Below are 23,974 nucleotides of genomic sequence, written 5' to 3'. Positions count from 1 at the left end.
GGGGCGGGCTGGGCTGGGTCGGAGGGGCGTCCCTAACCGGAAGGATTCGCCTCCGGCGCGGCCCCAGGCAAGTCGGATGCCGTTTCGTCGGACGCTTCGGGCAAAGAATCAGGCACGATTTCCCGCCGGAAGGGGGTCATCGTGTCCAGAACTTCGGCGGCCTCGAGCACGTGTTCGCGCTCGCGCGTCAGGTAATCGGCCACCGCCCGGCGCAGGGCCGGGTCGGCGATGTCGTGGGCCGAGTGCATGAGGACTGGGCGGTAGCCGCGGGCGAGCTTGTGCTCCCCTTGCGCGCCCGCCTCGACGCGCTTCAATCCGTGGGCGATGGCGAAGTCGATGGCCTGATAGTAGCAGACCTCGAAATGCAGGAACGGGTGGTCCTCGATGCAGCCCCAGTTGCGACCGTAGAGGGCGACGTCGCCGATGAGGTTGATGGCGCCGGCCACGTAGCGGCCCTCGCGCTTGGCCATCACCAGCAGCACCCGCTCGGGCATGCGCTCGCCCAGGAGCCCGAAGAACGCCCGGTTCAGGTAGGGCCGGCCCCACTTGCGCGCGCCGGTATCGGCGTAGAATTCGTAGAAGGCGTCCCAGTGGGCGGGGGTCAGGTCGGCACCGGTGACGTGCTCGATGGTCAGGCCGGTCGCCAGGGCGTCGCGGCGCTCGCGCCGGATCGCCTTGCGCTTGCGGGAGGCCAGCGCCCCGAGGAAATCCTCGAAGGTGGCGTAGCCGGCATTGTCCCAGTGGAACTGCTGGTCGACGCGCTGGAGGAAGCCCAACGCCCCGGCCTGGGCCCACTCGCGCTCCTGCATGAAGGTGACGTGGATCGAGGAGGCCTTGGTCTCGGCGCGCAGGGCGCGCAGGCCGGCGACGATCGCGGAGGCCGCCTCGTTCACGTCCTGCCCCGGCGCGATGAGGAAGCGCGGGCCGGTGACGGGGGTGAAGGGCACGCTGACCTGGAGCTTCGGGTAGTAGCTCCCGCCCGCCCGCTCGTAGGCGTCGGCCCAGCCGTGGTCGAAGACGTACTCGCCCTGGCTGTGGGACTTCAGGTAGCAGGGCGCCACGCCCACCAGCCGTCCCTCGCGCTCCACCGCCACGTGCAGGGGCAGCCAGCCGGTCTTGCGCGAGACGCAGCCCGAATCCTCCAGGGACGACAGGAAAGCGTGCGAGGTGAAGGGGTTGTGGGTCTCGTCGCCCCCCGCCAGGGTCTCGGCCGAGGTGGCGCAGGCATCCCACTCGGCCGCCGCGATCCCGGTCAGCCCCGGCACCGCCCGCACCTGCAGTTCCGTCACGGTCTCGGCCGGAGCGTCGGCTCCGTCGCCGGACTCGGATGTGTCGCCGGACCCGGATTCATGGCCGGACCGATCTGTCTCGCCGGGTTTCATCATCGCCGGGCAATCTAGTCCCCGGGGGCGGGCGGGCCAAGGGCGGCCCGGCGCCCCGCACCGTCGCAGGGGGTCGACCGGCGCCCTACGGACGGAACCCCTCGAACACCATCTGGTCGGCATGGGCCTCGGCATTGCGGCGCTGGTCCGGGTTGCGCACGGTCCAGGTCATCACCGGGCGCTGGCCCAGGAGCCGGCACAGGACGGTGGGCGCGCAGGGCAGGTCGTCCACCCGCCAGGACAGGAAGTCCGGCCGGGTCTCGTCGAAGTGCAGCAGGTCGGAGAGGGCGCGCCGCAGGCTCGGGGGCAGCGTCGCGTAGGCGGGGTCGTCCTGGCGCGTCTCGGCGACGATGCCGCGCGGGAGCCCGGGCGCCAGCGTCCGCAGGGCGGTGACGATGTGCGGATCGAAGGATTTCAGCGCCACCGGGCCGTCATAGGCGACCGCGAGGGCGGCCACGCGCTCGGCGAGCCGCAGGTCGCCGCTGTAGCGTGACTTCACCTCGATCACGAGGGGGGTGCGCCCGCCGATCCGGGCGAGGAAGTCCGGCAGGGTCGGGATGCGCTCGGCACTCCCCGCCACCGCCAGGGCGGCGAGGGCGGCGGCGGGCCGCGTGCCGACCGCCTCCCCGGCCGCGGTCAGGCGGCACAGGGTCTCGTCGTGGAACACCATCGCCTCGCCGTCGGCGCTGAGCTGCACGTCGCACTCGATGGCGTAGCCGCCCCGGATGGCCGCCTCGGCGGCGGCCCCCGTGTTCTCCGGTACGCCGGCGGCGCGGTCGTGCAGGCCGCGATGGGCGATGGGCCGGGCGATGAGCCAGTCGGGGGCGTTGGGACCCGTCACCGGGCTCACTTGACCTCGAACATCGCCTCGACCTCGACGGCCGCGTCGAGGGGCAGCTCGGCGACGCCGACGGTGGAGCGGGCGTGGCGGCCGCGGTCGCCCAGGATCTCCACCATGAGGTCGGAGGCGCCGTTCATGATGCCGGCCAGTCCCGCGAAGGTCGGGACCGCGTTGATGAAGCCGCCGAGGCGGACGCACTGCACGACACCGCGATCGAGATCGCCCACCGCCGCCTGAAGCTGGGCCAGCACGTTGAGGGCGCAGAGCCGGGCCGCGGCGATGCCGTCCTCGGCCGAGACCTCGGCCCCGAGCTTGCCCTTGTGTGCGTCGGCGATTCGGCCGTCGGCCCCGAAGCAGATCTGCCCGGAGATCACCACCAGGTTGCCGCTGCGCACGAACGGCACGTAGTTCGCGACGGGGGCCGCGGCCTTGGGCAGGGTCAGGCCGAGGGCCTCCAGGCGTTCCGTGACGGTGCTCATGCTGCGTCGTTCCTCTGCTGGGCGGCCGCGGGTCGTCCGGCCGGCGTGCCGCGGCTCTGAGCACTTCCGGGCGCGGGGTGCAAGGCATGGTGCAGGGCGAGGCATGGTACGAGGCATCGTACGAGGCATGGCTGAAGGCAGGCCGCGCAGCGCGCGGGCAACAGCCTAATTGGCAGGCATGTCAGGACTGTGAACCCGGTCTGTCGTTGACAGAATTGGGCATTTCTCTAGTAATCGCGCGCGTGCCGCCCCATCCGAGGCGGCACTTTCATTTGGTGCGGTCGCGTTCCTCGCGTGCCCGCGAGACACACGGGAAGACGGGATCGTGACATCCGCCCTTCTGCCGACCTATGCCCGGGCTCCCATCGCCTTCGAACGCGGCGAGGGCGCATGGCTCGAGGCGCGCAGCGGCGAGCGATTCCTCGACTTCGGCGCCGGTATCGCGGTGAACGCCCTGGGCCACGCCCATCCGCACCTCGTCCAGGCCCTGACCGCGCAGGCGCAGAAGCTCTGGCACACCTCGAACCTGTTCGAGATCCCGGAGGGTGAGCGGCTGGGCCGGCGCCTCGTGGACGCGACCTTCGCGGACGTGGCCTTCTTCGCCAATTCGGGCGCCGAGGCCAACGAGGCCGCCATCAAGATGGCGCGCAAGTACCACGCCGCCGACGGCCATCCGGAGCGCTTCCGGATCATCACCGTCGAGGGCGCCTTCCACGGCCGGACGCTCGCCACCATCGCGGCCGGCGGCCAGCAGAAGTACATCGAGGGCTTCGGCCCGAAGGTCGACGGCTTCGACCAGGTGCCCTTCGGCGACCACGAGGCCCTGCGGGCCGCCATCGGCCCGGAGACGGCCGCGATCCTGATCGAGCCGATCCAGGGAGAGGGCGGCGTGCGCCCGGTGCCACCGCAATGCCTGCGCGGCCTGCGCGAACTCTGCGACGCGCACGGCATCCTGCTGATCATGGACGAGGTCCAGACCGGGGTCGGGCGCACGGGCAAGCTGTTCGCGCACGAGTGGTCGGGGGCGGCCCCCGACATCATGAGCGCGGCCAAGGGCATCGGCGGCGGCTTCCCCCTCGGCGTCTGCCTCGCCACGGCGGACGCCGCGCGCGGCATGACGGCGGGCAGCCACGGCACCACCTTCGGCGGCAACCCCCTGGCCATGGCGGTGGGCAACGCCGTCCTCGACGTGGTGCTGGCCGACGGCTTCCTCGACCACGTCCAGCGCATGGGCCTGATCCTGAAGCAGCGCCTCGCCGCCCTGCAGGACCGGCATCCGGCCGTCATCGCGGACATCCGCGGCGAAGGCCTGATGCTCGGCCTCAAGCTCCACGTGCTGAACACCGAGTTCGCCGCCGCCGCCCGCGACGCGCACCTGCTGGTGATCCCGGCGGGGGACAACGTGGTGCGCCTGCTGCCGCCGCTGATCATCACCGAAGCCGACGTGGCGGAGGCGGTCACCCGCCTCGACACGGCGGCCGGCCGGCTCGGAACGCGCCTGCGCGGCGCCGCCGAGTAGCCGCGGGGAGTCGGACACGTCACCGGACGGCCGCCCGACCCGGCCGCGCGGCCGGACCTGCCCCGACCGAAACTGCCCCGACCGAAACTGCCCAGACCGGATTTGCCCAGACCGGGACCACGCACACGAAGAACGGACCGATGACCACGACACTGAACGGGACCGGCCACGGAACCCGCCACTTCCTCGACCTCAAGGATTTCTCGTCCGAGCAGCTGCGCACGGTGCTGGACGCCGCCGCCCGCATCAAGGCGCACCGCCGCAAGGGCACCCTGGCCGAGGACCGCCCCCTCATCGGCAAGACCCTGGCGATGGTGTTCGACCGACCCTCGACCCGGACCCGGGTGTCGTTCGACGTCGGCATGCGCGAGCTCGGCGGCGAGACCCTGATGCTGACCGGCAGCGAGATGCAGCTCGGCCGGGGCGAGACCGTGGGCGACACCGCGCGGGTGCTCTCGCGCTACGTCGACGCGATCATGATCCGCATCCTGGACCACGGCCTGATGCTGGAGCTGGCCGAGTACGCCACCGTGCCGGTGATCAACGCCCTGACCAAGGTCTCGCACCCGTGCCAGATCATGGCCGACCTCCTGACCTTCGAGGAGCATCGCGGGCCGATCCGGGGCCGCACCGTGGCCTGGTCGGGGGACGCCAACAACGTGCTCGCCTCCTGGGTGCACGCCGCCGCGCGCTTCGACTTCACCCTCAACATCGCAGCCCCGCCGGAGCTGTCGACGTCCCAGCCGCTCCTCGACTGGGCGAAGGCGCAGGGCGCCACCGTCAACGTCACCACCGACGCCTACGAGGCGGTGGACGGGGCGGATGCGGTGGTCACCGATTGCTGGGTCTCCATGGGCGACGAGGACGACCAGCACCGGCACAACCTGCTGGTGCCCTACCGGGTCGATGCCCGCCTGATGGCGGCCGCGGCCCAGGACGCGATCTTCATGCACTGCCTGCCGGCCCATCGCGGCGAGGAGGTCACCGCCGAGGTGATCGACGGGCCGCAATCGGTGATCTTCGACGAGGCCGAGAACCGCCTCCACGCCCAGAAGGGCATCCTCGCCTGGTGCCTGCAGGCCCACGGCCTCTGACGGCCGCGACCGCCCCGGGGACGAGCGGCCGCGCGAAGACCTGGTGGGGGAAGACCTGCTCGGGGGAGGACCTGCTGGGGGGAAAACCTGCTGCGGGACCACCCGTGCACGGGCCGCATCCCGGCCCCGTCGCGCCGCCGCGCCCGGATGCCTATATAGGGACCATCCTTCCCTGAGGGTTGGGCGCGGACGCGCAACGAGCGCGGCCGTTCCGACCGGTGCGCCGCCGACACCGTTCGGCGATCTCATGACCCTGCCCCCGGAGGGTCACGTGGTCCATGGCCCAGCCCTCGCGTTCGTCGAGCCCGATCGGAGCTGCCATGACTTCTGGAATGCCTGCTGGAACGACCGCCGGATCCGTCCCCCCGCTCCTCATCGAGGGCGACGACGACGTGGTGCTGCCCTTCGCCGTCGAGGCCCTCGACGTGCGCGGCCGCGTGGTCCGCCTCGGCCCGTCCGTCGACACCATCCTGCGCCGGCACGGCTATCCCGACGCGGTGGCGCGCCTCCTCGGCGAGGCGGCGGCGCTCACCGTGCTCCTCGGCTCGTCCCTGAAGTTCGAGGGCCGCTTCCAGCTCCAGACCAAGACCGACGGCCCGGTCGAGATGATCGTGGTGGACTTCGAGGCGCCCGACCGCCTGCGCGCCACCGCGCGCTTCGACACCGCACGGGTGGACGCCCTCGGCGCCGGCCCGCTCCGGGACCGGGACCTGATCGGGCAGGGGCACCTGGCCATGACCATCGACCAGGGTCCCACCAGCAGCCGCTACCAGGGCGTCGTCGCCCTGGAGGGCCAGAGCCTGGAGGAGGCGGCGCACCAATACTTCCGCCAGTCCGAGCAGATCCCGACCCAGGTCCGCCTCGCGGTGGCCGAGCAGTATGCCGGCGGCGCCCGCACCTACCGGGCCGGCGGTCTCCTGGTGCAGTTCCTGCCGCAATCCATCGACCGGGCGCGGCTCGCCGACCTGCCCCCGGGCGACATTCCCGAGGGCCACGTCCATCTCGACGCGAACGGGGTGCCGGAGGACGATGCCTGGGTCGAGGCCCGCAGCCTCGTCTCCACCATTGAGGACCACGAGCTCGTCGACCCGGAGGTCTCGGCCGAGCGCCTGCTCTACCGCCTGTTCCACGAGCGCGGCGTGCGGGTGTTCGAGGCGCAGGGGGTGCGCGAGCAGTGTCGCTGCTCGCCCGAGCGGGTGATGGGCATGATCACCTCGTTCTCGCCTCAGGAGCGCCGGGACATGATCGCCGATGACGGCCGCATCGGCATCACCTGCGAGTTCTGCTCGCGACGCTACGATCTCGATCCGGCGGCGGTGGAAGCCGAAGTCACGGCCCAGTCGGCCAACTGATCCAGGGCTGCCGCGACAGATGTCGCGGCAGCATCGCCAAGCTTGACTGTTGCAGAATACAAGACGCTGCAAATTCTCGTCCCTACAGCCGGGATTTGTATTTGAACCGTTTCTGAGGTTTCGACGTTTGGGGTTTCTCAAGAGTGCTCAACAAGAGCTCAGGAGGAACGTCGATGAAGAAATTTGTGGTCGGCAAGACCCTGATCGGCAAGCGTCTGGTCAGCAAGCATCTGGTCAGCAAGAATTTCGTCGTTGGTCTGACGGCACTGCTGATGACGACCTCGGCCTACGCCCAGGGTGCGGGCCAGGCCGGCACCGCCGGCGGCAGCGAGGCCGGGGGCCGTGGCGGGGCCGCCGCACGCAGCCAGGGCGGCGAGGGCGCTGCGGGCGGCGCCCGCAGCGAAATGGGCGGACGGGCCGAGGCCGGCGGACGCCGCGAGGGCGGCCGCGGCGACACGGCGGCCCGAGACTCCCAGGGCCAAAGCTCCCAGGGTCAAGCGTCCCAGAACCAAGCGTCCCAGGGCCGGGATTCGCAGAACAAGGATTCGCAGTCCCGCAGCGCGGACCCGGGCGGCCGGGATGGCGCGCGCGGCGACCGGGCGACCCGGACCTCGTCCCGCCAGGATTCCTCGTCCCGAGAAGACCGGGTCAGCGGCCGCGAGCAGCGCGACCGGGTCTCGGTCAGCAGCCGCAGCGAGCGCTTCGAGGGCGGGCGCCGCTCGGGCCGCTTCGTCTTCATCGGCGGCCAGCGCGTGGTCTACGGCTCGCCGGAATACCGGCGCCTCGTCACCGTCGAGCATCGCGGCGGCGACCACGTGGTCGAGCGCTCGCGCCGGCGCTACGTCACCATCCGGGGCCAGCGCGTCCTCTACGGCTCGCCCCAGTACCGGCGCCTCGTGCGCGTCGAGGAGACGACCACCCGCCGTCCCGGCACCCGCTACGTGGTCGTGCGCGGCCAGCGCGTGGTCTACGGCTCGCCCGAGTATCGCCGCCTGACGGTGACCGAGCGGCGGGGCGGCACCGTCGGCGCCCGCTTCGAGGAGCGCGGCTTCCGCGGCAAGGCCGTCTCCTCCCGCACCGACGAGCGGCGCGATACGCGCAACGTCCGCGCGAGCCAGAGCGAGTCGCGGGAGGGCATCCGCAACGCCGAGACCCGCCAGCAGGGGGGCCGCACCGGCGCCGCGGCCGAGCGCAGCATGAACCGCGACCGTGGGACCGAGGGCTCGGGGATCCGCAACGCGGCCGACCGCTCGGGGGGCGCCGAGCGCGGCACCCTGAACACCGGCAGCCGGACCGGCGGCGCCGAGCGCGGCCTGAATGCCGGCGCGCAGGGCGGCAGGACCGGCAACACGGGTGGGGACAGCATGGGTGGCGGTAACATGGGGGGCGGCGAGCGCACCGGCGGGCAGGGCGGCGCGGGCCGCAACTGATCGCCAAGCTGATCGCCAAGCTGATCGCCAAGCCGATCGCCTGATGGGAAACGGCGCCGGGCCCTCTTCGCGGAGGTTCGGCGCCGCGCGTCGCGCTCAGGCCTTCAGGACGGGATCGGCGATGTCGCCGCCGCCCCGGCGGGCGAGGTAGGCGGGTTGGAACAGGCACATCCGCACCGCGTCGCGGTACTTGCCGTTGACGAAGAACTCGTCCTTCAGGATGCCCTCGGGCTCGAAGCCGCAGCGCTCGTAGATCCGCACCGCGCGGGCGTTGTCCTTGTCCACGTGCAGGTAGAGCTTGTGGATGTTGAGGACGCTGAAGGCGTAGTCCATGGCGATGCGCGTGGCCCGCGGGGCGTAGCCCTGGCCCTGGAAGGCCGGGTGGATCGCGATCTGGAATTCGCAGCGCCGGTGCAGGTGGTTGATCTCCACGAGCTCCACGAGGCCGGCGGGGGCCCCCTCCGAATTGGCGATGATGAAGCGCCGCTCGGTCTGGTTGTGGATGTTGCGCTCGTAGAGCTGCGCCAGTTCGGCGAAGGACTCGTAGGCCTCCTCGAACCAGTAGCGCATGATGCTGTCGTTGTTGTTGAGCTGATGCACGAACATCAGGTCCTCGCGCTCCAGCGGGCGCAGCTTCACCGGCCCGTCCGCCGCGATGGTGCGGGACGTGAAGGCCGTCACAGGGTCACGCACGCCGCCGCGAGGCGGTCCATGAAGGCCTCGCCGGCCTTGAGCGCCGCGAGCGTGATGTACTCGTCCGGCTGGTGGGCCTGGTCGATGGAGCCGGGGCCGCAGACCACGGTGGGGATGCCGGCGACCTGGAAGCGCCCGGCCTCCGTGGCGTAGGGCACCGAGATCGTGTGGTTGCGCTCCGCCACCCGGAGCGCCAGCCGCTCGGCGGCCGAGCCGGGCTCCGGCGCGAGGCCCGGCACCGCGACCTCCTCCAGCGTCTCGATCCGCCCGTAATCGCCGTAGCGGTTGAGCCGGTCGCGCAGCACGCTGCGCACCTTGGCCTCGAACAGGGCCGGGATCTCGCCCATGTCGAGGTCCGGCAGGCCGCGGAACTCCCAGTGGAAGGTGCAGACCTTGGGCAGGATGTTGCGGGCCGTGCCGCCCGCGATGGTGCCGACATGCACGGTGGTGGCGGGCGGGTCGAAGCGGCCCGAGGCGTCGCCCCGGGCGATCATCGCGTCGGCGATCCGGTTCAGCTCGGAGACCAGGTCGGCCGCCGCCATCACGGCATTGGCCCCGAGCATCGGCTTGGCCGAGTGCGCCTCGTGCCCGTGCACGGTGGTGAGGTAGGTGACGATGCTCTTGTGCGCGTCGGCCACCTCGAGGTCGGTGGGCTCGCCGACGATCACCGCGGCCGGGCGCGGCAGGTCGGCCCCGAAGCGCGCGATGGTGTCGGTCACACCCAGGCAGGTGGTCTCCTCGTCGTAGGACAGGAGGATGTGGATCGGGCGCTTGAGGTCGGCGGCCTGGAAGCGCGGGATCGCCGCCAGGGCGAGGGCGCAGAAGCCCTTCATGTCGACGGCGCCGCGCCCGTAGGCGCGCCCGTCCGCGACCCGCAGGGTGAAGGGATCGGCACTCCAGGCCTGCCCCGTCACCGGCACCACGTCGGTATGGCCGGAGAGCACGATGCCGCCGTCGACCATCGGGCCGATGGTGGCGAACAGGGCCGCCTTGTCGCCGCTGGCGTTGGGCACGCGGACGAAGGGCACCCCGAGCGCGTCGAGGGCGACCGCCACGCTGTCGATCAGCGCGAGGTTCGATTTCGAACTCTCGGTGTCGAAGGCCACGAGCCGCGCCAGCCAGTCGAGGGTCTCCGGACGCGGGCCTTCGGTGGACATGGCGGTGGACATGGCCCTAGTGCACGCTGCGGCGGACGTGGGGCGAATCGAGCGAGAAGGCCGGGATCTCCGCCTCGAAGCTCTCGCCGCCATGGGTCGCCATGGTGTAGCTGCCGGCCATCAGGCCGTCGGGCGTGGTGAGCGGGCAGCCGCTGGTGTAGCTGAACGATTCGCCCGGCTCGAGCACCGGCTGCTTGCCGACCACGCCGGCGCCGCGGACCTCCTGGGTCTCGCCGCGCCCGTCGACGATGCGCCAGTGGCGAGAGCGCAGCTGCACCTGCTCGGGGCCGTTGTTCACGATCTCGACCGTGTAGGCGAAGAAGTAGCGGCTCTCGGCCGGCGACGATTCTTCCTCGACGAAGCGTGGCATCACGGTCACGCTGATTCCGCGCGTCTGAGCCTTGTACATCCTCGTCATGCCTCCCTGGCCGGACCTGAACCCCGAGCGCGCTGCGTCCGCGACAAGCACAGGGCGTCGTGGTACGGCCCTCGCAAAACCGCGTCAATCGTGGCGAATGCGGGGCTGCCCGCGCAAGATCGAGGTCCGTGTCCCGTGGTCGAGGAGACCGTTTCACGCCTGTACGTCCGGTCCGCCGGCCGGGCCCTCCTCGCCAGCCTCGCCCTCGCGGGCCTGACCGTCGCCTTCGCCTGGGCCGCGCCCGAGCGCAACGGCTGGGCCGCCCTGGCCCTGGCCGTGGCGCTGGCCCTCGACGGGCTGGCGCAGGCGGCGGGGGCCTGGCTGGCCCGCCGCGGGGGCGGGGCGCCGCGGATCGCCGGCCTGCCCTCCGTGGTGCTGGCCTTCGGACCGGCCGCCGGCCTCGGCGCGGTCCTGTTCGGCGTCGCCCTGGCGGTCTGGCCGGCCGGCTTTCCGATCCTCGCCAGCGCCCTGGCGGGGCTGGTCGCCATGGGGGCCATCGCCCGCCTCGCCCTCGCCTGGATCGTGCTGCGGATCGACCGGGACCCGGAGGTTTAACCGGACCTTAGGCGATCCGGCCGCATTTCGTGCAGGATGCGGCGTTCCCGCCCCGGCCGCCGGGGCGGTGCCCGATGGACCAGCGGGTGGTGCGAGCGGATGCCGGACGGGATTGAGGACGGGGCGGGACGCCACCAGCACGGGATTCTGGCCGCGAGCGGGATCCAGGCCCTGACGCGCGCGGGCGCGATCCGGCCCGACACGCCCTACGCCCCCGACCAGATCCAGCCCGCGAGCCTCGACCTGCGCCTGGGCGCCCGGGTGTTCCGCGTGCGCACCAGCTTCCTGCCCGGCACCCGCACGGTCTCCGCCTGCATCGCCGCCTTCGCGCTGCACGAGATGGACCTGCGCCACGGGGCCGTGCTGGAAACCGGCTGCGTCTACATCGCCGAGCTGCAGGAGCACCTGGCCCTGCCGGGCGACCTCGCGGCCAGCGCCAACCCGAAGAGCTCCACCGGCCGCATCGACGTCTTCACCCGGGTCATCACCGACCGGGGCGCCGCCTTCGACCAGGTCGAGCCCGGCTATCACGGGCCGCTCTATGCCGAGATCTCGCCCCGCACCTTCCCGGTGAAGGTCCGCACCGGCTCGCGCCTGTCGCAGATCCGGTTCCGGCGCGGCGAGCCCCGCCTCACGGACACCGCGCTCGCGGCCCTGCACGCGGCCTCGCCCCTGGTCGACGCCCCGAACCCGAGCTTCCAGGGCGGCATCGGCGTCTCCATCGACCTCTCGGGCTTCTCGGGCCTGATCGGCTACCGCGCCCGGCGTCACACCGGCCTCGTCGACGTCGACGCCCCGGGCACGCACCGGGCGGCGGATTTCTGGGAGCCCCTGCACGCCGACCCGTCCAGGGCCCTGATCCTCGACCCGGGCCAGTTCTACATCCTGGCCTCGAAGGAGGCCGTGCAGGTACCGCCCGACTTCGCCGCCGAGATGGTGCCGTTCGATCCCCTGGTGGGCGAGTTCCGGGTCCACTATGCCGGCTTCTTCGATCCGGGCTTCGGCTTCGCCGCCGCCGGCGGGGCGGGGGCCCGCGCCGTCCTCGAGGTGCGCTCGCGCGACGTGCCGTTCCTGCTCGAGGACGGCCAGATCGTCGGCCGCCTCGTCTACGAGCGCATGGCCGAGCGTCCCGCCACCCTGTACGGGGCGGGCGCCGGCTCGAACTACCAGGCCCAGGGGCTGAAGCTCTCCAAGCACTTCGTCTGACGCGCGGCCCGCGCGCCGACGGCCGGCCCTTCGCCGGTCAGGGCGGGCCTCCCCGCGACCGATCCAGCTGCAATTCGAATGGCACCGATCGGAACTATGCGTTTCCCCGATGCCGGGACGCGTGGCACGGTCCCGGGGCTGCATCGCCGATGGAGCGCGCGCCGATCCCGGATCGGGGGCTCGCCGCGATTCCCTTGCGCCGTTCGAGACGCTCCCGTCAGCCTCGGCCCTCGCCGCGACCCAGCCGTCCCCGTCCACCGCGCCGTCGCTCGGGCCGCGGGCAAGGGGAGGGCGGGGTCGCGCGCCCGACGCCGGTCCGCATCTCCTTCGACGCGTCCCCCATCGACACGGAGACCCCCATGAAGGCCGTCGGTTTTCACACCTCCCTGCCCATCGGCGATCCCCAGGCGCTGGTCGATCTCGAGCAGCCCCGACCGGTGCCGCGCCCCCGCGACCTGCTCGTCCGCGTGCAGGCGGTCTCGGTCAACCCGGTCGACGTGAAGGTCCGCGGCCGGGTGACGCCGGCGCCGGGGGCGCCGCACATCCTCGGCTACGACGCGGCCGGCCTCGTCGAGGCGGTCGGCCCGGAGGTCCGCCTGTTCAAGCCAGGGGACGCGGTGTTCTATGCCGGTGCCCTCGACCGGCCAGGCACCAACGCGGAGTTCCACGCGGTGGACGAGCGCCTCGTCGGGCCGGCGCCGCGGACGCTGACGCCGTCGCAGGCCGCCGCCCTGCCGCTGACCGCGCTCACCGCCTGGGAGCTGCTGTTCGACCGCCTGCGCGTCCCCTACGGCGCGATGGCGGGCGGCGACGCGCTCCTCATCATCAACGGCGCCGGCGGCGTCGGCTCGATCCTCACCCAGATCGCCGCCCGGCTCACCGGTCTCACCGTCATCGCCACGGCCTCGCGCCCCGAGACGGAGGCCTGGTGCCGGGCCATGGGCGCGCACCACGTCGTCGACCACCGCAAGCCGATCGATCGGGAGCTGGCGCGCATCGGCCTGCCCCAGGTGCGCTACGTGGCCAGCCTGAGCGGCAGCGACCAGCACCGCGACGCCATCGTGGCGGCCCTGGCCCCGCAGGGCGCCCTGGCGCTGATCGACGATCCGGAGACGTTCGACATCGTGCCGTTCAAGCGCAAGAGCCTGTCGGTGCACTGGGAGCTGATGTTCACCCGCAGCCTCTTCGGCACGCCGGACATGGACCAGCAGCATCGCATCCTCACCGAGGTGTCGCGCCTCGTGGATGCCGGTCTCCTGCGCAGCACCCTGCGGGAGGAGATGGGCGCGATCACCGCCGAGGCCCTGCGCCGGGCGCACGCCGCCCAGGAGAGCGGGCGCAGCATCGGCAAGACGGTGCTGGCCGGCTTCTGAGGCCGGTCCGGGGCCGTTCAGGCGATCCTGAGGGCCCAGATCAGGGACAGGCTGACGAGCAGGAGGACGACGAGCGAGCCGGTCACCGCCAGGGTGACCCGGCCGCCGACCCGGGCCAGGACCCGCACGTCGACGCCGAGGCCCAGGGCCGCCATCGACACCACGGTGAGCAGGCCGGCGAGGCGCGTCACCGGCTGGGAGGCCGCGTCGGGGACGAGCCCGACCGAGCGCAGGGTCGCGAGGGCCAGGAAGCCCAGGATGAACCAGGGCACGATCTTGAAGAAGCCGAGGCGCCCGGGCCGGCCCTTGGCCGAAGAGCCCTCCGCCGGCAGGTGTGGCGCGATGAAGGAAAACGCCACCACCACGGGCCCGAGCATCAGGACGCGCACGAGCTTGACCAGGGTGCCGACCTGGGTCGCCAGGATGCCCACCGGCACCGTGGCGGCGAGCACCTGCGGCACCGCGTAGACCGTGAGGCCCGCCAGGGTGCCGTACTGGTGCTCGGACAGGCCGGCGAGGGGGATGAACAGGGGCAGGCCCAGCACCATCAGCACGCCGAGCACCGCCGTGAAGGCGATGGCGGCCACCACGTCCTTGCTGTCGGCCCCGATCACCGGCGCCACCGCGGCGATGGCGGAGTTGCCGCAGATGGCGTTGCCGCAGGCCACCAGGATCGCCATGCGGGGCGGCAGGCCGAGCACCCGGCAGATGGCGTAGCTGGCCACGATCGCCAGCACCACCGTGGCGACGATGCCGACGAGGAGGCTCGTGCCGGAGGCGACGATCGCCCCGAGGCTGATCGAGGCGCCGAGCAGGGTGACGGCGAGCTCCAGCACCTGCTTGGCCGAGAAGGCGATTCCGGCCCGGAAGCGCTCGCCCGGGCTCCACAGGGTGCGAAGGGCGATCCCCAGCAGGATCGCGATGACCAGGGCCTCGACGTAGGGGTGGCCGGTGGCGCGCTCCTCCAGGGCCTGCACGGCCAGGGCCGCCGCCGTGACGGCGAGACAGACGAGGAGGCCGGGCACCAGCGAGGCGATCCGGCCGCCGGCGGCCTCCGGCTTGCCCGCGCCGGCGGGGGCCGTCGTGATGCTCTTGGTGCTCATGCTGCCTTTCCGCGAGGCAATCGGAAGGAAATTCTGCCCCGGGCTCGGCGGCGAGAACAATGCTCTCCCGTGGCGAAAATCTTCGCAAAACCCATCCATTGATTGGGCAGGGTCGAAGCGCGACATTCACCCCTATGAGCAACCGTTCCGACAGCCCGGCGATGGCCTACGATCCCTTCGGCGAGCCCGTCGAGATCGCGTGCCAGGGCGCCCCCAACGCGGGCGACCGTCGGGCGCGCAGCGTCGCCGTGATCGGCTTCTGGCTGATCGCCGCGACCCTGACGGCGAGCCGCGTCTACCTGGCCGACGAGCCGGTGGCGCAGATGGTCGCGAACGCTCATGCGCAGGTTGCCGCCTTCATCACCGCCATCCTGTAAGGGTCCGGCGCCGCTCGGAGCGGCGCCCGTCATCCTGTCCGAGGCCTAGTACGCCGCCGCGAGGTATTCCGCGATGGCCTTGCCATCCGCCTCGTCGACCGGCGCGTGATAGACCTTGCGCATCTTCGTCACCTCGCTGGTCCAGAAGGCCGCCCCCTGGCCCGGCGGCTGCATCGCGATGTAGTCGACCGCGTGGCAGCTCTGACAATGGGCCTCGGCCGCCGCGAGGCCGGCCTCGTGTCCGGGCGCCGGGCGCAGCTGCGCGGTCGGCTCCGGCAGGTCGTAGGTCCGGGGTGCGGCGGCGGCCGGGAGGCTCGCGAAAACGTATCCGGCCAAAACACATCCCACCCGGACATATCCCCTCAGGAGGCCGGTGGCGGCCCGTGTCGCCGCGGGAGAACGCACGGTCATCCTGATTCTCCTCATGCCGCCCGCACCCGGACGGTCTCGACCCCGTTGCGCATGTAGCCCGGCGGATTCCAGCGCGACTCCATCGGCTGGGTGGCGCCGTCCTGCCCCGTCGCCCGGACCCGGAGGGCGTGCATCCCCGCGGGGAGATCGACCGACAGGGTCCAGGGCCGGAACGAATAGCGCCCGAGATCCGGGCCGAGGCTCGCCTCGGTCCAGCTTTGCCCGTCATCCGTCGAGACCGCCACCGCCCGGATGCCCGAGCCGCCGTCGAAGGCGATGCCGCGCAACGCCGTGCGCCCGGCCGGGATCGCGGCCCCGTCGGCGAGGTTGGTGACGAAGGAGCGGATGGCGAAGCGGTTGATCGGCACGGTGGCCTTGGGGGTCTGGCCGGGCTCGACGCAGGCGCAGGGATTGTCCGGAATGCGGTAGGCCGCGCGCATCCAGAAGCCCTCGTAGGGCTTGTCCGTCACCGTGATGGCGTTGAGGTGCTTGACCCAGTAGGTGCCGTAGAAGCCCGGCACCACGAGGCGTAACGGATAGCCGTTGAGCCAGGGCAGGTCCTCGCCGTTCATGGCCCAGGCCAGCATCACCTCGCCGTCGCGGGCATGATCGACGCCCAGCGCCTTGGCGAAGTCGGGGGTCTCGGGCAGGACCGGGCCGTCGAGCCCCTCGAAGACGACCTGCACCGCCCCGGCCTTCACGCCCGCCCGGTCGAGCACGGCCTTCAGGGGGACGCCGGTCCAGCGGGCGTTGCCCATGGCGCCGTTGGCGAGTTGCCCGCCCGCGACCCGCGGCGCGACGAAGCCGCGCGAATTGCCCGAGCACTGGTTGACCGCGACGATCTCGGCCCCCGGCATCGCCTTCAGCTCGGCCAGCGACAGCGCGACCGGCCCGTCGACATGGCCCGACACCGTCAGGCGGAAGGCCTCGGGATCGATGGTGGTCGGGATGTCGGCCAGGTGGTAGCGGACGAAGAAGGCGTCGTTCGGCGTGATCACCCCCTCGTCGAACACCCCGAAGGGCGTCTCGAGCTGCGGCGGCCGCGCCGTCATCTGCAGCAGCGGGCGCTTGCCCGGATAGGCCACGAGGGGGCGCTCGCCGTTGCCGAAGGGCAGGGTGACGGACTCGCCGGCCCGGGCCGCCCAGGGCGCGAGGGCGGCCCCGGACGCCGCGAGCAGGCCGGCCCCGGCCTGCCGGAGGAGCGTTCTGCGATCGGTCTCGGTCATCCCGGTCATCTCCCGTCCGGCTGAAGGCGTCCGCGCGGTCAGCGCAGGACGGAGGCGTAGTGGATGTCCTCGGTGAGGCAGGTCGACAGGCGCCACTCCACCGGCCGGTCCTCGAGATCGACGGCGACGCGGTCGACCTCGAGCACCGGAATCCCCGCCGGCACCCCCAGCAGGGGCGCCTTGTCGGGGCCCAGGGCGATCGCCTTCAGGCGCTCGTGCGCGGTGGCGATCGTGATGCCGAACCGGGTCGCGTAGAGGCTGTAGAGCGTGTTCGGGAGCTCCATCGCGGCCAGGCCGGGGAACAGGCTCGACGGGACGGCGATCGTCTCGACGAGGCAGATCCGTCCGTCGAGGGCGCGCACCCGCTCCAGCCGCACCACGCGCGCGTTGCGCAGGAGGGCGAGCCGGTCGCGCTCGTCGATGGTGGCCGCGGCCTCGGCGATCGCGACGACGCGGCTGGTCGGGGTGCCGGCGACCGCTCCGTCGGGGCGCAGCTTGAAGAAGCGGAAGACGCTCTGCTTGTCGTCGTGCTCGGCCACGAAGGTGCCGCGGCCCTGGCGGCGCACCAGCAGGCTGTCGGCGGTGAGCGCGTCGAGGGCCTTGCGGACCGTGCCCTGGCTGACGCCGAGCTCGGCCGCCAGCACCCCCTCGCTGGGCAGGATCTGGCCCGGCTGCCAGACGGCGTCGGCGAGGCGGCGCAGGAGCGTGTCGTAGACCTGCCGATAGAGCGGCCGGAAACCCACCGCATTCCCACCTGTGCGTTCCATGTCGGTGCGCCGCTGCTCCCCGGGCGTGGGCGGAGGAAAGGAGAGGTTTCCCAGCACGGTGTCCCGTCCCTCGTTAAGGCCGAGCCCGGCTCCGGGCAATCGGTCGATCCGCAGGGCCGGCGGCCGGGGGCGGGTCCCGCTCGGAAGCGCGGCCTTCATCGTCAGAGCGCCGCGATCTCGGCCACGAGGGCGTCCGGGACGCTGAGCCCCTCGGCCTCGGCCCGGGCCCGGAGGGCGAGGCGACGGACCCCGGGCAGGCGGGCCCCGTCCTGTACCTCGATGGAGCCGGCGAGTTCCGCGAACCGGGCCAGCGCCCCGGGACCGAAGGCATCCGCCGCGAGGGCGATGACGAGCTGCCCGGTGCCCGGCGGATCGCCCTCGGCGTCGAGGAACGAACTCGCCTCGCCGGCGAAGCGCCCGCCGGTCAGGCCGGCGGCGAGGAGTTCCACCATCAGGGCCAGCGCCGTGCCCTTGGCGTCGCCGAGGGGCACCATGGTGCCCTTCAGGGCCGCGGCCGGATCGGTGGTCGGCGCGCCCGCGGCATCGAGGGCCCAGCCCTCGGGGATGGCCTCACCGCGCTGGCGGGCGGCCATGATCGCGCCGCGGGCGACCTTCGAGAGGGACAGGTCGACCACGATCGCCGGGCGGCCGGGCAGGGGGCAGGCGAAGGCGAGGGGGTTCGTCCCGAACACCGCCCGGGATCCGCCCCAGGGCGCCATGGCGGCGGGGGTGTTGGCCAGCAGGATCGCCACGAGCCCGGCCTCGGCCAGGGCCTCGACGGGGCGGCCGGCCGCGCCGCAATGGTGCGAGCGCCGGAGGCCGGCCGCCGCGACGCCCTGCTCCCGGACCATCGCCGGCAGTTGCTCCACCACGGCGTCGAGGGCCGGGTAGGCGAAGCCGTGGGCGGCGTCGACGGCGAGGAGGCCGGGTCGGGGCCGCGTCACCGCGACCGCGGCGTCGCCCACCACCTTGCCGGCCCGGACCTGGGCCGCATAGGAGGCCACCCGCGAGAGCCCGTGGCCCTTCAGCCCATCGGCCTCGGCCCCGACCAGGGCGCGGGCGACGCTGTCGGCGGCGGGCGGGCAGGTGCCGCAGCGGACCAGGGCCTCGCTGACGAGGGCGTGGGCGGCGGCGAGGCTCAGGGTGGTCATGGCGCTTCAGTCCTCGGAGAGGTGGCGGCGCACGGCCTGGGCCGTGACGCGGGACACGCGCACGTTCGATTCCCGGGTCACTCCGGCGATGTGCGGCGTCAGGATGAGATTGGGCAGGTCGCGGAAGAGGGCGCCCGCGGCGGCATCGAGGGGTTCGTGCGGGAAGACGTCGAGGGCGGCCCCGCCGAGGTGCCCGGCCCTGAGCGCCGCCGCAACCGCGGCGCCGTCGACCACCTCGCCCCGGGCGGCGTTGATCAGCACCGCCCCGGCGGGCATCCGGGCGAGGACGCCCGCATCGATCATCCCCCGGGTCTCGGGCGTGAGCGGCACGTGCAGGGAGAGGACGTCGCTGTCGGCGATGAGCCCGTCGCGATCGGCGCGCACCACCGGACCGCCGTCCGGTCGCCAGGCCGGGTCGTCGGCCGGCAGGAAGGGGTCGTAGGCCGAGACCCGCATCCCGAGGGCGAGAGCGCGCCGGGCGGTCTCGCGGGCGATGGCACCGAAGCCGACGAGGCCGAGGCGCTTGCCCGAGATCTCCCGGCCCATCAGGGCGTTGCGCGGCCAGGTCCCGGCCGCCACCGCGGCGCTGGCCCCGTAGGCGCCGCGCAGGAGCAGCATGGCGGTGCCGATGACGTACTCGGCCACCGCGACGTCGTTGGCGCCGGTGGCGGGATAGACGGCGACGCCGCGCGCCCGGCACGCGTCAAGGTCGATGTTGTCGAGGCCGACGCCGAGGCGCCCGACCACCTTCAGGTCGGGGGCGGCGGCCAGGAGCGCCGCGTTCACCTGGGTGCGGTTGCGGACCACGAGGGCGTCCGCATCGGCCAGCGCCGCCCGCAGATCCTCGGGCCGGTCCACCAGGGCCAGGTCGTAGTGCGTGGCGAACCCGCCGAGCTCGGCCGCGATGGCGGCCTCGTCCATGAACTCGGCGATCACGACCTTCGGCATGCGGCCGGTCCGGGTCGGGGATGGGGTCATATCTGGTGGCGTCATGGCACTGGGCCTCCGGTTTGCGGGGACGCGGCGCGTCAGGTGGCGGGGAGCGCGGCGGCCATCGCCCGGTGGCGGGCCGGGCTCGGGGGGGCGGGCGCCTCCTCGAACGCCTCGTCCGGCTCGTCGAGGCTGTCGAGGTCGGGCTGGATGCGCCCGTCGAGGACCGCGCGGGCATGGGCGAGGTCGATCTTGCCCTCCCAGCGGGCGATCACCAGGGTCGCCACCATGTTGCCGATGGCGTTGGTGATGCAGCGCAGCTCGTTGAGGATGCGGTCGACGCCGATGATCAGCGCGATGCCGGCGACGGGCAGGAGCTGGGACGCCTGCAGGGTGGCGGCGAGCACGAACAGGATGGCCCCGGCGACGCCCGCGACCCCCTTCGAGGTCACCAGCGCGATGGCGAGGATCCCGAGTTCCTGCTCCCAGGTGAGCGGGATGTTGAGCGCCTGGGCGATGAAGCCGATCGCCATGGTGAGGTAGATGCACGAGCCGTCCATGTTGAAGGACAGGCCGGCCGGCATCACCAGGCCGGTGACGCCCTTCTCGACGGAGAGACCGCCGAGCTTGGCCATCAGGCGCGGCAGGACCGATTCCGTGCTGGTCGTGCCGAGCAGGATGAACATCTCCTCGCGGACGTAGAGGAACAGCTTCCACAGGCTCAAGCCCACGTAGAACCGCATCACGCCGCCGAGGAACAGCACGATGAACACGAAGAAGGTCAGGTAGAGGGACAGGATCAGCATGCCGTACTGGGCCAGGATGCCGAGGCCGAACTTGCCGATGGTGAAGGCCATGGCCCCGAACGCCCCGATGGGGGCGAAGCGCATGATGATGCCCACGACCTTCATCAGGATATCGCCGAAGGCGTGGATGACCCTGAGGGGGAACTGCCCCTTCGGCCCCATGGCGGCGAGGCCCATCCCCACCAGCACGGAGAAGAACATCACCTGCAGGAGGTCGCCCTTGGCGAAGGCGTCCACGGCGCTGTGCGGGATGATGTTGGCGATGATCTCCATCACGCTCTGGGCGTGGGCCTTGCCGGCGATCGTGGCGACGCTCTTGGCGTCCAGGCTCTCCACCGTGGCGTTGATGCCGTCGCCCGGCCGCAGCAGGTTGACGAAGAGCAGGCCGGCGCCGAGGGCCACGGTGGTCGAGACCTCGAAATACACGAGCGTCTTCAGGCCCATCCGGCCGACGCTCTTCATGTCGCCCACATGGGCGATGCCGACCACCACCGTGCAGAAGATCACCGGCCCGACGACCATCTTGATCAGGTTGATGAACATGTCGCCGAGGATCTTCAGGCCGACGGCGAAGCCGGGGGCCAGCACGCCCACGACGATGCCGAGGGCGATGCCGATCAGGACCTGACCGTAGATCGATCGCAAGAAACGTATGGGCGCGGATCGTATCGGCGCTGATTGCATTGGCGTTCCTCCCACGCGCGCTTCGAACGGGATGCGCCGCTCTGCGGTCTTCATCACTTCGCGAAAAATTCCGCCTTCGCAGAAACCCCGATGGCGTCGGGGCGGGACGCCGCGTTCCGGGCCGGAACGCGGCGGGAGAGGCCGCCGGTCAGGCGCTCCGGTACAGCTTCGTCATCACGAACTCGCGGTGGCCGAGGGATTCGGCGGCCGTGAGCCGTCCGTTCGCGGTCCGCACCACCATGTCGATCAGGGCGTCGCCGGCCTGCGGGATGGTCATCTCCCGGGTGAGCACGCCCGAGACGTCGACGTCGATGTGCTCGCCCATGGTGCGCACCGTGCGCGGGTTGCCGGTGATCTTGATCACCGGGACGATCGGGTTGCCGATGACGTTGCCCTGGCCGGTGGGGAAGGTGTGGACCACGTAGCCCGCCGCCGCCATCAGGGTCACGCACTCGGCCGCCGCCGAGGAGGTGTCCATGTAGTAGAGGCCCGGCCCCCTGGCGGGGGACTCGGCCGGCTGCAGCGCGTCGATGTAGCGGCAGTCGTGGCCGATCTTCTCGAGGTTGCCGAGCGCCTTCTCCTCGATGGTGCTCAGGCCGCCGAGGATGTTGCCCTTGGTCGGCTGGGAATCCGAGAGATCGTCGGTCTTGTGGGCCTCGATGACGTCGTCCTGGTAGGACTTCCACATGGCGAACCACTTGTCGCCGATCTCCGGCGTGGCGGCGCGCTCGCGGCAGAGGTGCTCGGCCCCGGTGATCTCCGAGGTCTCGCCGAACACGCCGTAGATCCCCTGCGGGATCAGCTTGTCGTAGAGGTTGCCCACGGTGGGGCAGGAGGACAGGCCGGTGGTGGTGTCGGACTCGCCGCACTTGGTCGAGATCCAGAGGTCCGAGATCGGGCATTCCTCGCGGGGCAGCTCGGTCGCCCACTGCACGAAGCGCTTGGCCTGGTAGCTCGCCTTGGCGATGGTGGCGATGTCGCCGTGACCCTCGATGCCGAAGCCGACCACGGGCTTGCCGGTCTTGGCGATGCCCTCGACGATCCGGTTGGTCCACTGGTCCTCGATGCCGATCACCACCACGGCGGCGACGTTCGGGTTGGAGCCGATGCCGATCAGGGTGCGGAAGTGGAGCTCGAGATCCTCGCCGAACTGCAGGCGGCCATAGGCGTGGGGCAGGGCCATCGTGCCCTTGACGGTGTTGGCGACCGCCTCGCAGGAGGCGTTCGAGAGATCGTCCAGGGGCAGGAGGACGACGTGGTTGCGCACGCCGACGCGGCCGTTCTCGCGGCGCCAGCCCATGAAGGTGGCGGCCTTGACGTCCGCCGAGGGGCGGGCGGCGCCGAGGGCGCCGGTGGCGAACTGGTCGGGGGCTCCGCCGACGAAGGGGGAGGTGGTCTCGGGGGCGTTCATGATCGTCTCTCCGGGCATCGCGACCTCACCAGCGCTTCGTCTTGAGGTTCTGGACATGGACGTGTTCGCCCTTGGCGACGTCCTTGATGATCTTGCCGATGTCCTGGCCGTACTTGATGGCCGTGTCGCCGGCCTTCAGGTCGGTGAGCGCCACCTTGTGGCCGATCGGGATGTCGTGGCGGACATGCACCGCGAAGGTCGAATCGTTTTCGGTGATGACGCCGAACGCATCGGTGTCGGCACCGAGGCCCTCGATGACCGCGACGGCGACGTTGTCCAGCGGGCTGTGGGCGAGAAGGTGCGGCTTCGTCCGCCCCTCGCCCGATCCGGCGTGGCTGTTCATTCCGAGATCCTCCTTGGTGAAGCCGTCGGCTCTTTGCGGCGACTGAGTCTTGTATAAGACATGAGATTTTCCGGCGTCAATCCGGAAGGCGCCCCGGTCGTGTCAGCGGACGCGTCCGGAGCGATCCCGCCCGGGGAAACGCGCCGCCGGCCATCCGCTTCCCCCGAGCGGCCCGTCGCCCGCATCGCCACCGGCTTGATCCCCGCGTAATCTTATATAAGACATAAATACTCACGTTCCGCGGTCCGGCCGGTCCGCCTCCCGACGATCCCCGCAGACCGAGACGCCGCGTGAGCGAGACCCTCCAGATCGTCCTGTGCCTCGCCTGCGCCGGCCTCATCTCCGGCCTGACGGGCTTCGCCTTCGCCCTGGTGGCCTCCGGCACCCTGCTGTCGATCCGGGCGCCGGTCGAGGCGACCGCCCTGGTGCTGACCTGCAGCATCCTCTCGCAGGCCCTGTCGGTGATGCGGCTGCGGACCCTGCCGCCGCGGGCGACGGCCCTGGCGATGATCGGCCCCGGACTCCTCGGGGCGCCGATCGGCATCTACCTCCTCAACGATCTCAATCCCGCCCTGATCAAGGTGCTGATCGGGGTCTTCCTGATCCTCTACAGCGCCGGGGTGGCGCTGCTGCGCAGCGACTTCCGGGTGCCGTTCGGCAATGCCTGGAGCGACGGCGCCGTGGGCTTCCTCGGCGGTATCCTCGGTGGCATCGCCGGGCTGTCGGGCGCGCTTCCCACCGCCTGGAGCCTGGTGCGTGGCTGGGAACCGCGCATGCAGCGGGCGGTCTACCAGAGCTTCACCCTGGTCCTGCAGGTCTGGTCCCTGGCGATCCTGGCCGTGCTCAACCCGTTCCCGCCCGAGTTGCTGGGCGACCTCGCCCTCGGCCTCCCCATCGTCCTCGTCAGCGTGCTGGCCGGGCTGTCGCTGTTCGCGCAGATCGACCAGCGCCGGTTCCGCGCCCTCGTCCTGGCGCTGCTCGCCGCCATCGGCATCACCACCACCGCCCTGGCGCTCCCCGGCCTGCTGCCCTGAGGCGCCGCCGGGCCTGGCCCCGGAGAGGGGGGAGAAGACCGAACACCAGGTCTTCGGGACGCTTGATTTCGCGCGCCGTTTCTTCAGCTCGCCGCGAGGCGTTTCTTCCTGAAGCGTTCGCGATCCCCGGGCGGTCTCCGCGAAACGATCCAGCCTCAGCCGGATGCGCGGTCCGCACGCCGGGGCTTCGGCGACGGCCCGTCCGCCCAAGGTTGCGCGCATCACGCAAAAT

Annotated in this window: 24 protein-coding genes; 9 read left to right on the top strand and 15 right to left on the bottom strand. The window is 71.9% G+C overall.

What is annotated here, in order from left to right; translation table 11 throughout:
- Positions 1-32: 32 nt before the first annotated feature.
- From AC0IY1_RS13580 to AC0IY1_RS13570, 3 genes are all read right to left on the bottom strand, one after another.
- Entirely contained in the window at positions 33-1,385 is a 1,353-nt protein-coding gene (locus AC0IY1_RS13580; RefSeq protein ID WP_471770164.1) for a GNAT family N-acetyltransferase, read from the bottom strand.
- 82 nt (positions 1,386-1,467) lie between these two features.
- Entirely contained in the window at positions 1,468-2,223 is a 756-nt protein-coding gene (locus tag AC0IY1_RS13575) for a glycerophosphodiester phosphodiesterase family protein (RefSeq protein WP_471770162.1), read from the bottom strand.
- A gap of 5 nt (positions 2,224-2,228) precedes the next feature.
- Positions 2,229-2,702 (bottom strand): RidA family protein, encoded by a 474-nt coding sequence (locus AC0IY1_RS13570; protein ID WP_471770161.1) that lies wholly within the window; start codon positions 2,700-2,702, stop codon positions 2,229-2,231.
- A gap of 325 nt (positions 2,703-3,027) precedes the next feature.
- Between AC0IY1_RS13570 and AC0IY1_RS13565 the strand changes: the two genes are divergently transcribed.
- From AC0IY1_RS13565 to AC0IY1_RS13550, 4 genes are all read left to right on the top strand, one after another.
- Positions 3,028-4,221 carry an acetylornithine transaminase gene (locus tag AC0IY1_RS13565; RefSeq protein WP_471770159.1) on the top strand — a complete coding sequence of 398 codons (1,194 nt, stop codon included), beginning with the start codon at positions 3,028-3,030 and terminating at the stop codon, positions 4,219-4,221.
- A gap of 140 nt (positions 4,222-4,361) precedes the next feature.
- On the top strand, positions 4,362-5,315 hold the full coding sequence (argF, locus tag AC0IY1_RS13560; RefSeq protein ID WP_471770157.1) for an ornithine carbamoyltransferase: 954 nt from the start codon (positions 4,362-4,364) through the stop codon (positions 5,313-5,315).
- 332 nt (positions 5,316-5,647) lie between these two features.
- Positions 5,648-6,667, top strand: coding sequence for an Hsp33 family molecular chaperone (locus AC0IY1_RS13555; RefSeq protein WP_471770156.1), 1,020 nt, complete (start codon positions 5,648-5,650; stop codon positions 6,665-6,667).
- A gap of 173 nt (positions 6,668-6,840) precedes the next feature.
- On the top strand, positions 6,841-8,097 hold the full coding sequence (locus AC0IY1_RS13550; RefSeq protein ID WP_471770154.1) for a hypothetical protein: 1,257 nt from the start codon (positions 6,841-6,843) through the stop codon (positions 8,095-8,097).
- 96 nt (positions 8,098-8,193) lie between these two features.
- On the opposite strand, the gene speG is transcribed toward AC0IY1_RS13550, so the two are convergent.
- Genes speG through apaG form a run of 3 tightly spaced genes read right to left on the bottom strand, consistent with a single transcriptional unit; the run spans position 8,194 to position 10,356 of the window.
- Entirely contained in the window at positions 8,194-8,790 is a 597-nt protein-coding gene (speG, locus tag AC0IY1_RS13545) for a spermidine N1-acetyltransferase (protein ID WP_280137536.1), read from the bottom strand.
- Positions 8,775-9,947, bottom strand: coding sequence for an acetylornithine deacetylase (argE, locus tag AC0IY1_RS13540; protein WP_471770231.1), 1,173 nt, complete (start codon positions 9,945-9,947; stop codon positions 8,775-8,777). Before argE ends, speG begins: the two co-directional genes overlap by 16 nt.
- A 16-nt stretch (positions 9,948-9,963) precedes the next feature.
- A complete protein-coding gene (apaG, locus tag AC0IY1_RS13535; protein WP_055950877.1) occupies positions 9,964-10,356 on the bottom strand; it encodes a Co2+/Mg2+ efflux protein ApaG in 393 nt (130 codons plus the stop codon).
- Positions 10,357-10,500: 144 nt separating this feature from the next.
- Here apaG and AC0IY1_RS13530 point away from each other — a divergent pair, with 144 nt between their 5' ends.
- From AC0IY1_RS13530 to AC0IY1_RS13520, 3 genes are all read left to right on the top strand, one after another.
- Entirely contained in the window at positions 10,501-10,920 is a 420-nt protein-coding gene (locus AC0IY1_RS13530; protein WP_471770152.1) for a hypothetical protein, read from the top strand.
- Between the two features lie 99 nt (positions 10,921-11,019).
- Positions 11,020-12,126 (top strand): 2'-deoxycytidine 5'-triphosphate deaminase, encoded by a 1,107-nt coding sequence (locus tag AC0IY1_RS13525; RefSeq protein WP_055950881.1) that lies wholly within the window; start codon positions 11,020-11,022, stop codon positions 12,124-12,126.
- A gap of 359 nt (positions 12,127-12,485) precedes the next feature.
- Positions 12,486-13,499 (top strand): zinc-binding alcohol dehydrogenase family protein, encoded by a 1,014-nt coding sequence (locus tag AC0IY1_RS13520; protein ID WP_471770150.1) that lies wholly within the window; start codon positions 12,486-12,488, stop codon positions 13,497-13,499.
- 17 nt (positions 13,500-13,516) lie between these two features.
- Here the strand turns inward: AC0IY1_RS13520 and AC0IY1_RS13515 are convergent, their stop codons facing one another.
- Entirely contained in the window at positions 13,517-14,602 is a 1,086-nt protein-coding gene (locus AC0IY1_RS13515) for a YeiH family protein (RefSeq protein WP_082512958.1), read from the bottom strand.
- A 134-nt stretch (positions 14,603-14,736) separates the two neighbouring features.
- Between AC0IY1_RS13515 and AC0IY1_RS13510 the strand changes: the two genes are divergently transcribed.
- Entirely contained in the window at positions 14,737-14,979 is a 243-nt protein-coding gene (locus AC0IY1_RS13510) for a hypothetical protein (RefSeq protein WP_055950885.1), read from the top strand.
- Between the two features lie 45 nt (positions 14,980-15,024).
- Here AC0IY1_RS13510 and sorB read toward each other — a convergent pair whose 3' ends face one another.
- The 8 genes from sorB to AC0IY1_RS13470 all read right to left on the bottom strand — a co-directional run bounded on the left by sorB (position 15,025) and on the right by AC0IY1_RS13470 (position 22,708).
- A complete protein-coding gene (gene sorB / locus AC0IY1_RS13505; protein WP_348271578.1) occupies positions 15,025-15,315 on the bottom strand; it encodes a SorB family sulfite dehydrogenase c-type cytochrome subunit in 291 nt (96 codons plus the stop codon).
- Positions 15,316-15,401: 86 nt separating this feature from the next.
- Positions 15,402-16,616, bottom strand: a complete 1,215-nt coding sequence (gene sorA / locus AC0IY1_RS13500) for a SorA family sulfite dehydrogenase catalytic subunit (RefSeq protein ID WP_055951004.1) — start codon at positions 16,614-16,616, stop codon at positions 15,402-15,404.
- A gap of 38 nt (positions 16,617-16,654) precedes the next feature.
- Entirely contained in the window at positions 16,655-17,383 is a 729-nt protein-coding gene (locus AC0IY1_RS13495; RefSeq protein ID WP_103709479.1) for a GntR family transcriptional regulator, read from the bottom strand.
- Positions 17,384-17,544: 161 nt separating this feature from the next.
- The gene (locus AC0IY1_RS13490; RefSeq protein WP_471770147.1) at positions 17,545-18,534 is read right to left on the bottom strand and encodes an Ldh family oxidoreductase; all 990 of its coding nucleotides are present in this window, start codon (positions 18,532-18,534) and stop codon (positions 17,545-17,547) included.
- A 6-nt stretch (positions 18,535-18,540) separates the two neighbouring features.
- A complete protein-coding gene (locus AC0IY1_RS13485; protein ID WP_471770145.1) occupies positions 18,541-19,482 on the bottom strand; it encodes an NAD(P)-dependent oxidoreductase in 942 nt (313 codons plus the stop codon).
- A gap of 80 nt (positions 19,483-19,562) precedes the next feature.
- Positions 19,563-20,915 (bottom strand): cation:dicarboxylate symporter family transporter, encoded by a 1,353-nt coding sequence (locus AC0IY1_RS13480; RefSeq protein WP_471770143.1) that lies wholly within the window; start codon positions 20,913-20,915, stop codon positions 19,563-19,565.
- Positions 20,916-21,102: 187 nt separating this feature from the next.
- On the bottom strand, positions 21,103-22,365 hold the full coding sequence (locus tag AC0IY1_RS13475) for a UxaA family hydrolase (protein ID WP_471770140.1): 1,263 nt from the start codon (positions 22,363-22,365) through the stop codon (positions 21,103-21,105).
- A 25-nt stretch (positions 22,366-22,390) separates the two neighbouring features.
- Entirely contained in the window at positions 22,391-22,708 is a 318-nt protein-coding gene (locus AC0IY1_RS13470) for a UxaA family hydrolase (RefSeq protein ID WP_055950896.1), read from the bottom strand.
- A 290-nt stretch (positions 22,709-22,998) separates the two neighbouring features.
- Between AC0IY1_RS13470 and AC0IY1_RS13465 the strand changes: the two genes are divergently transcribed.
- A complete protein-coding gene (locus tag AC0IY1_RS13465; protein ID WP_055950898.1) occupies positions 22,999-23,742 on the top strand; it encodes a sulfite exporter TauE/SafE family protein in 744 nt (247 codons plus the stop codon).
- The last annotated feature ends 232 nt before the right edge of the window (positions 23,743-23,974 follow it).

Source organism: Methylobacterium sp. AC690, from assembly GCF_979256535.1.
The sequence above is the reverse complement of the archived record's forward strand: the minus strand, read 5'-3'. Positions and strand labels throughout refer to the sequence as shown.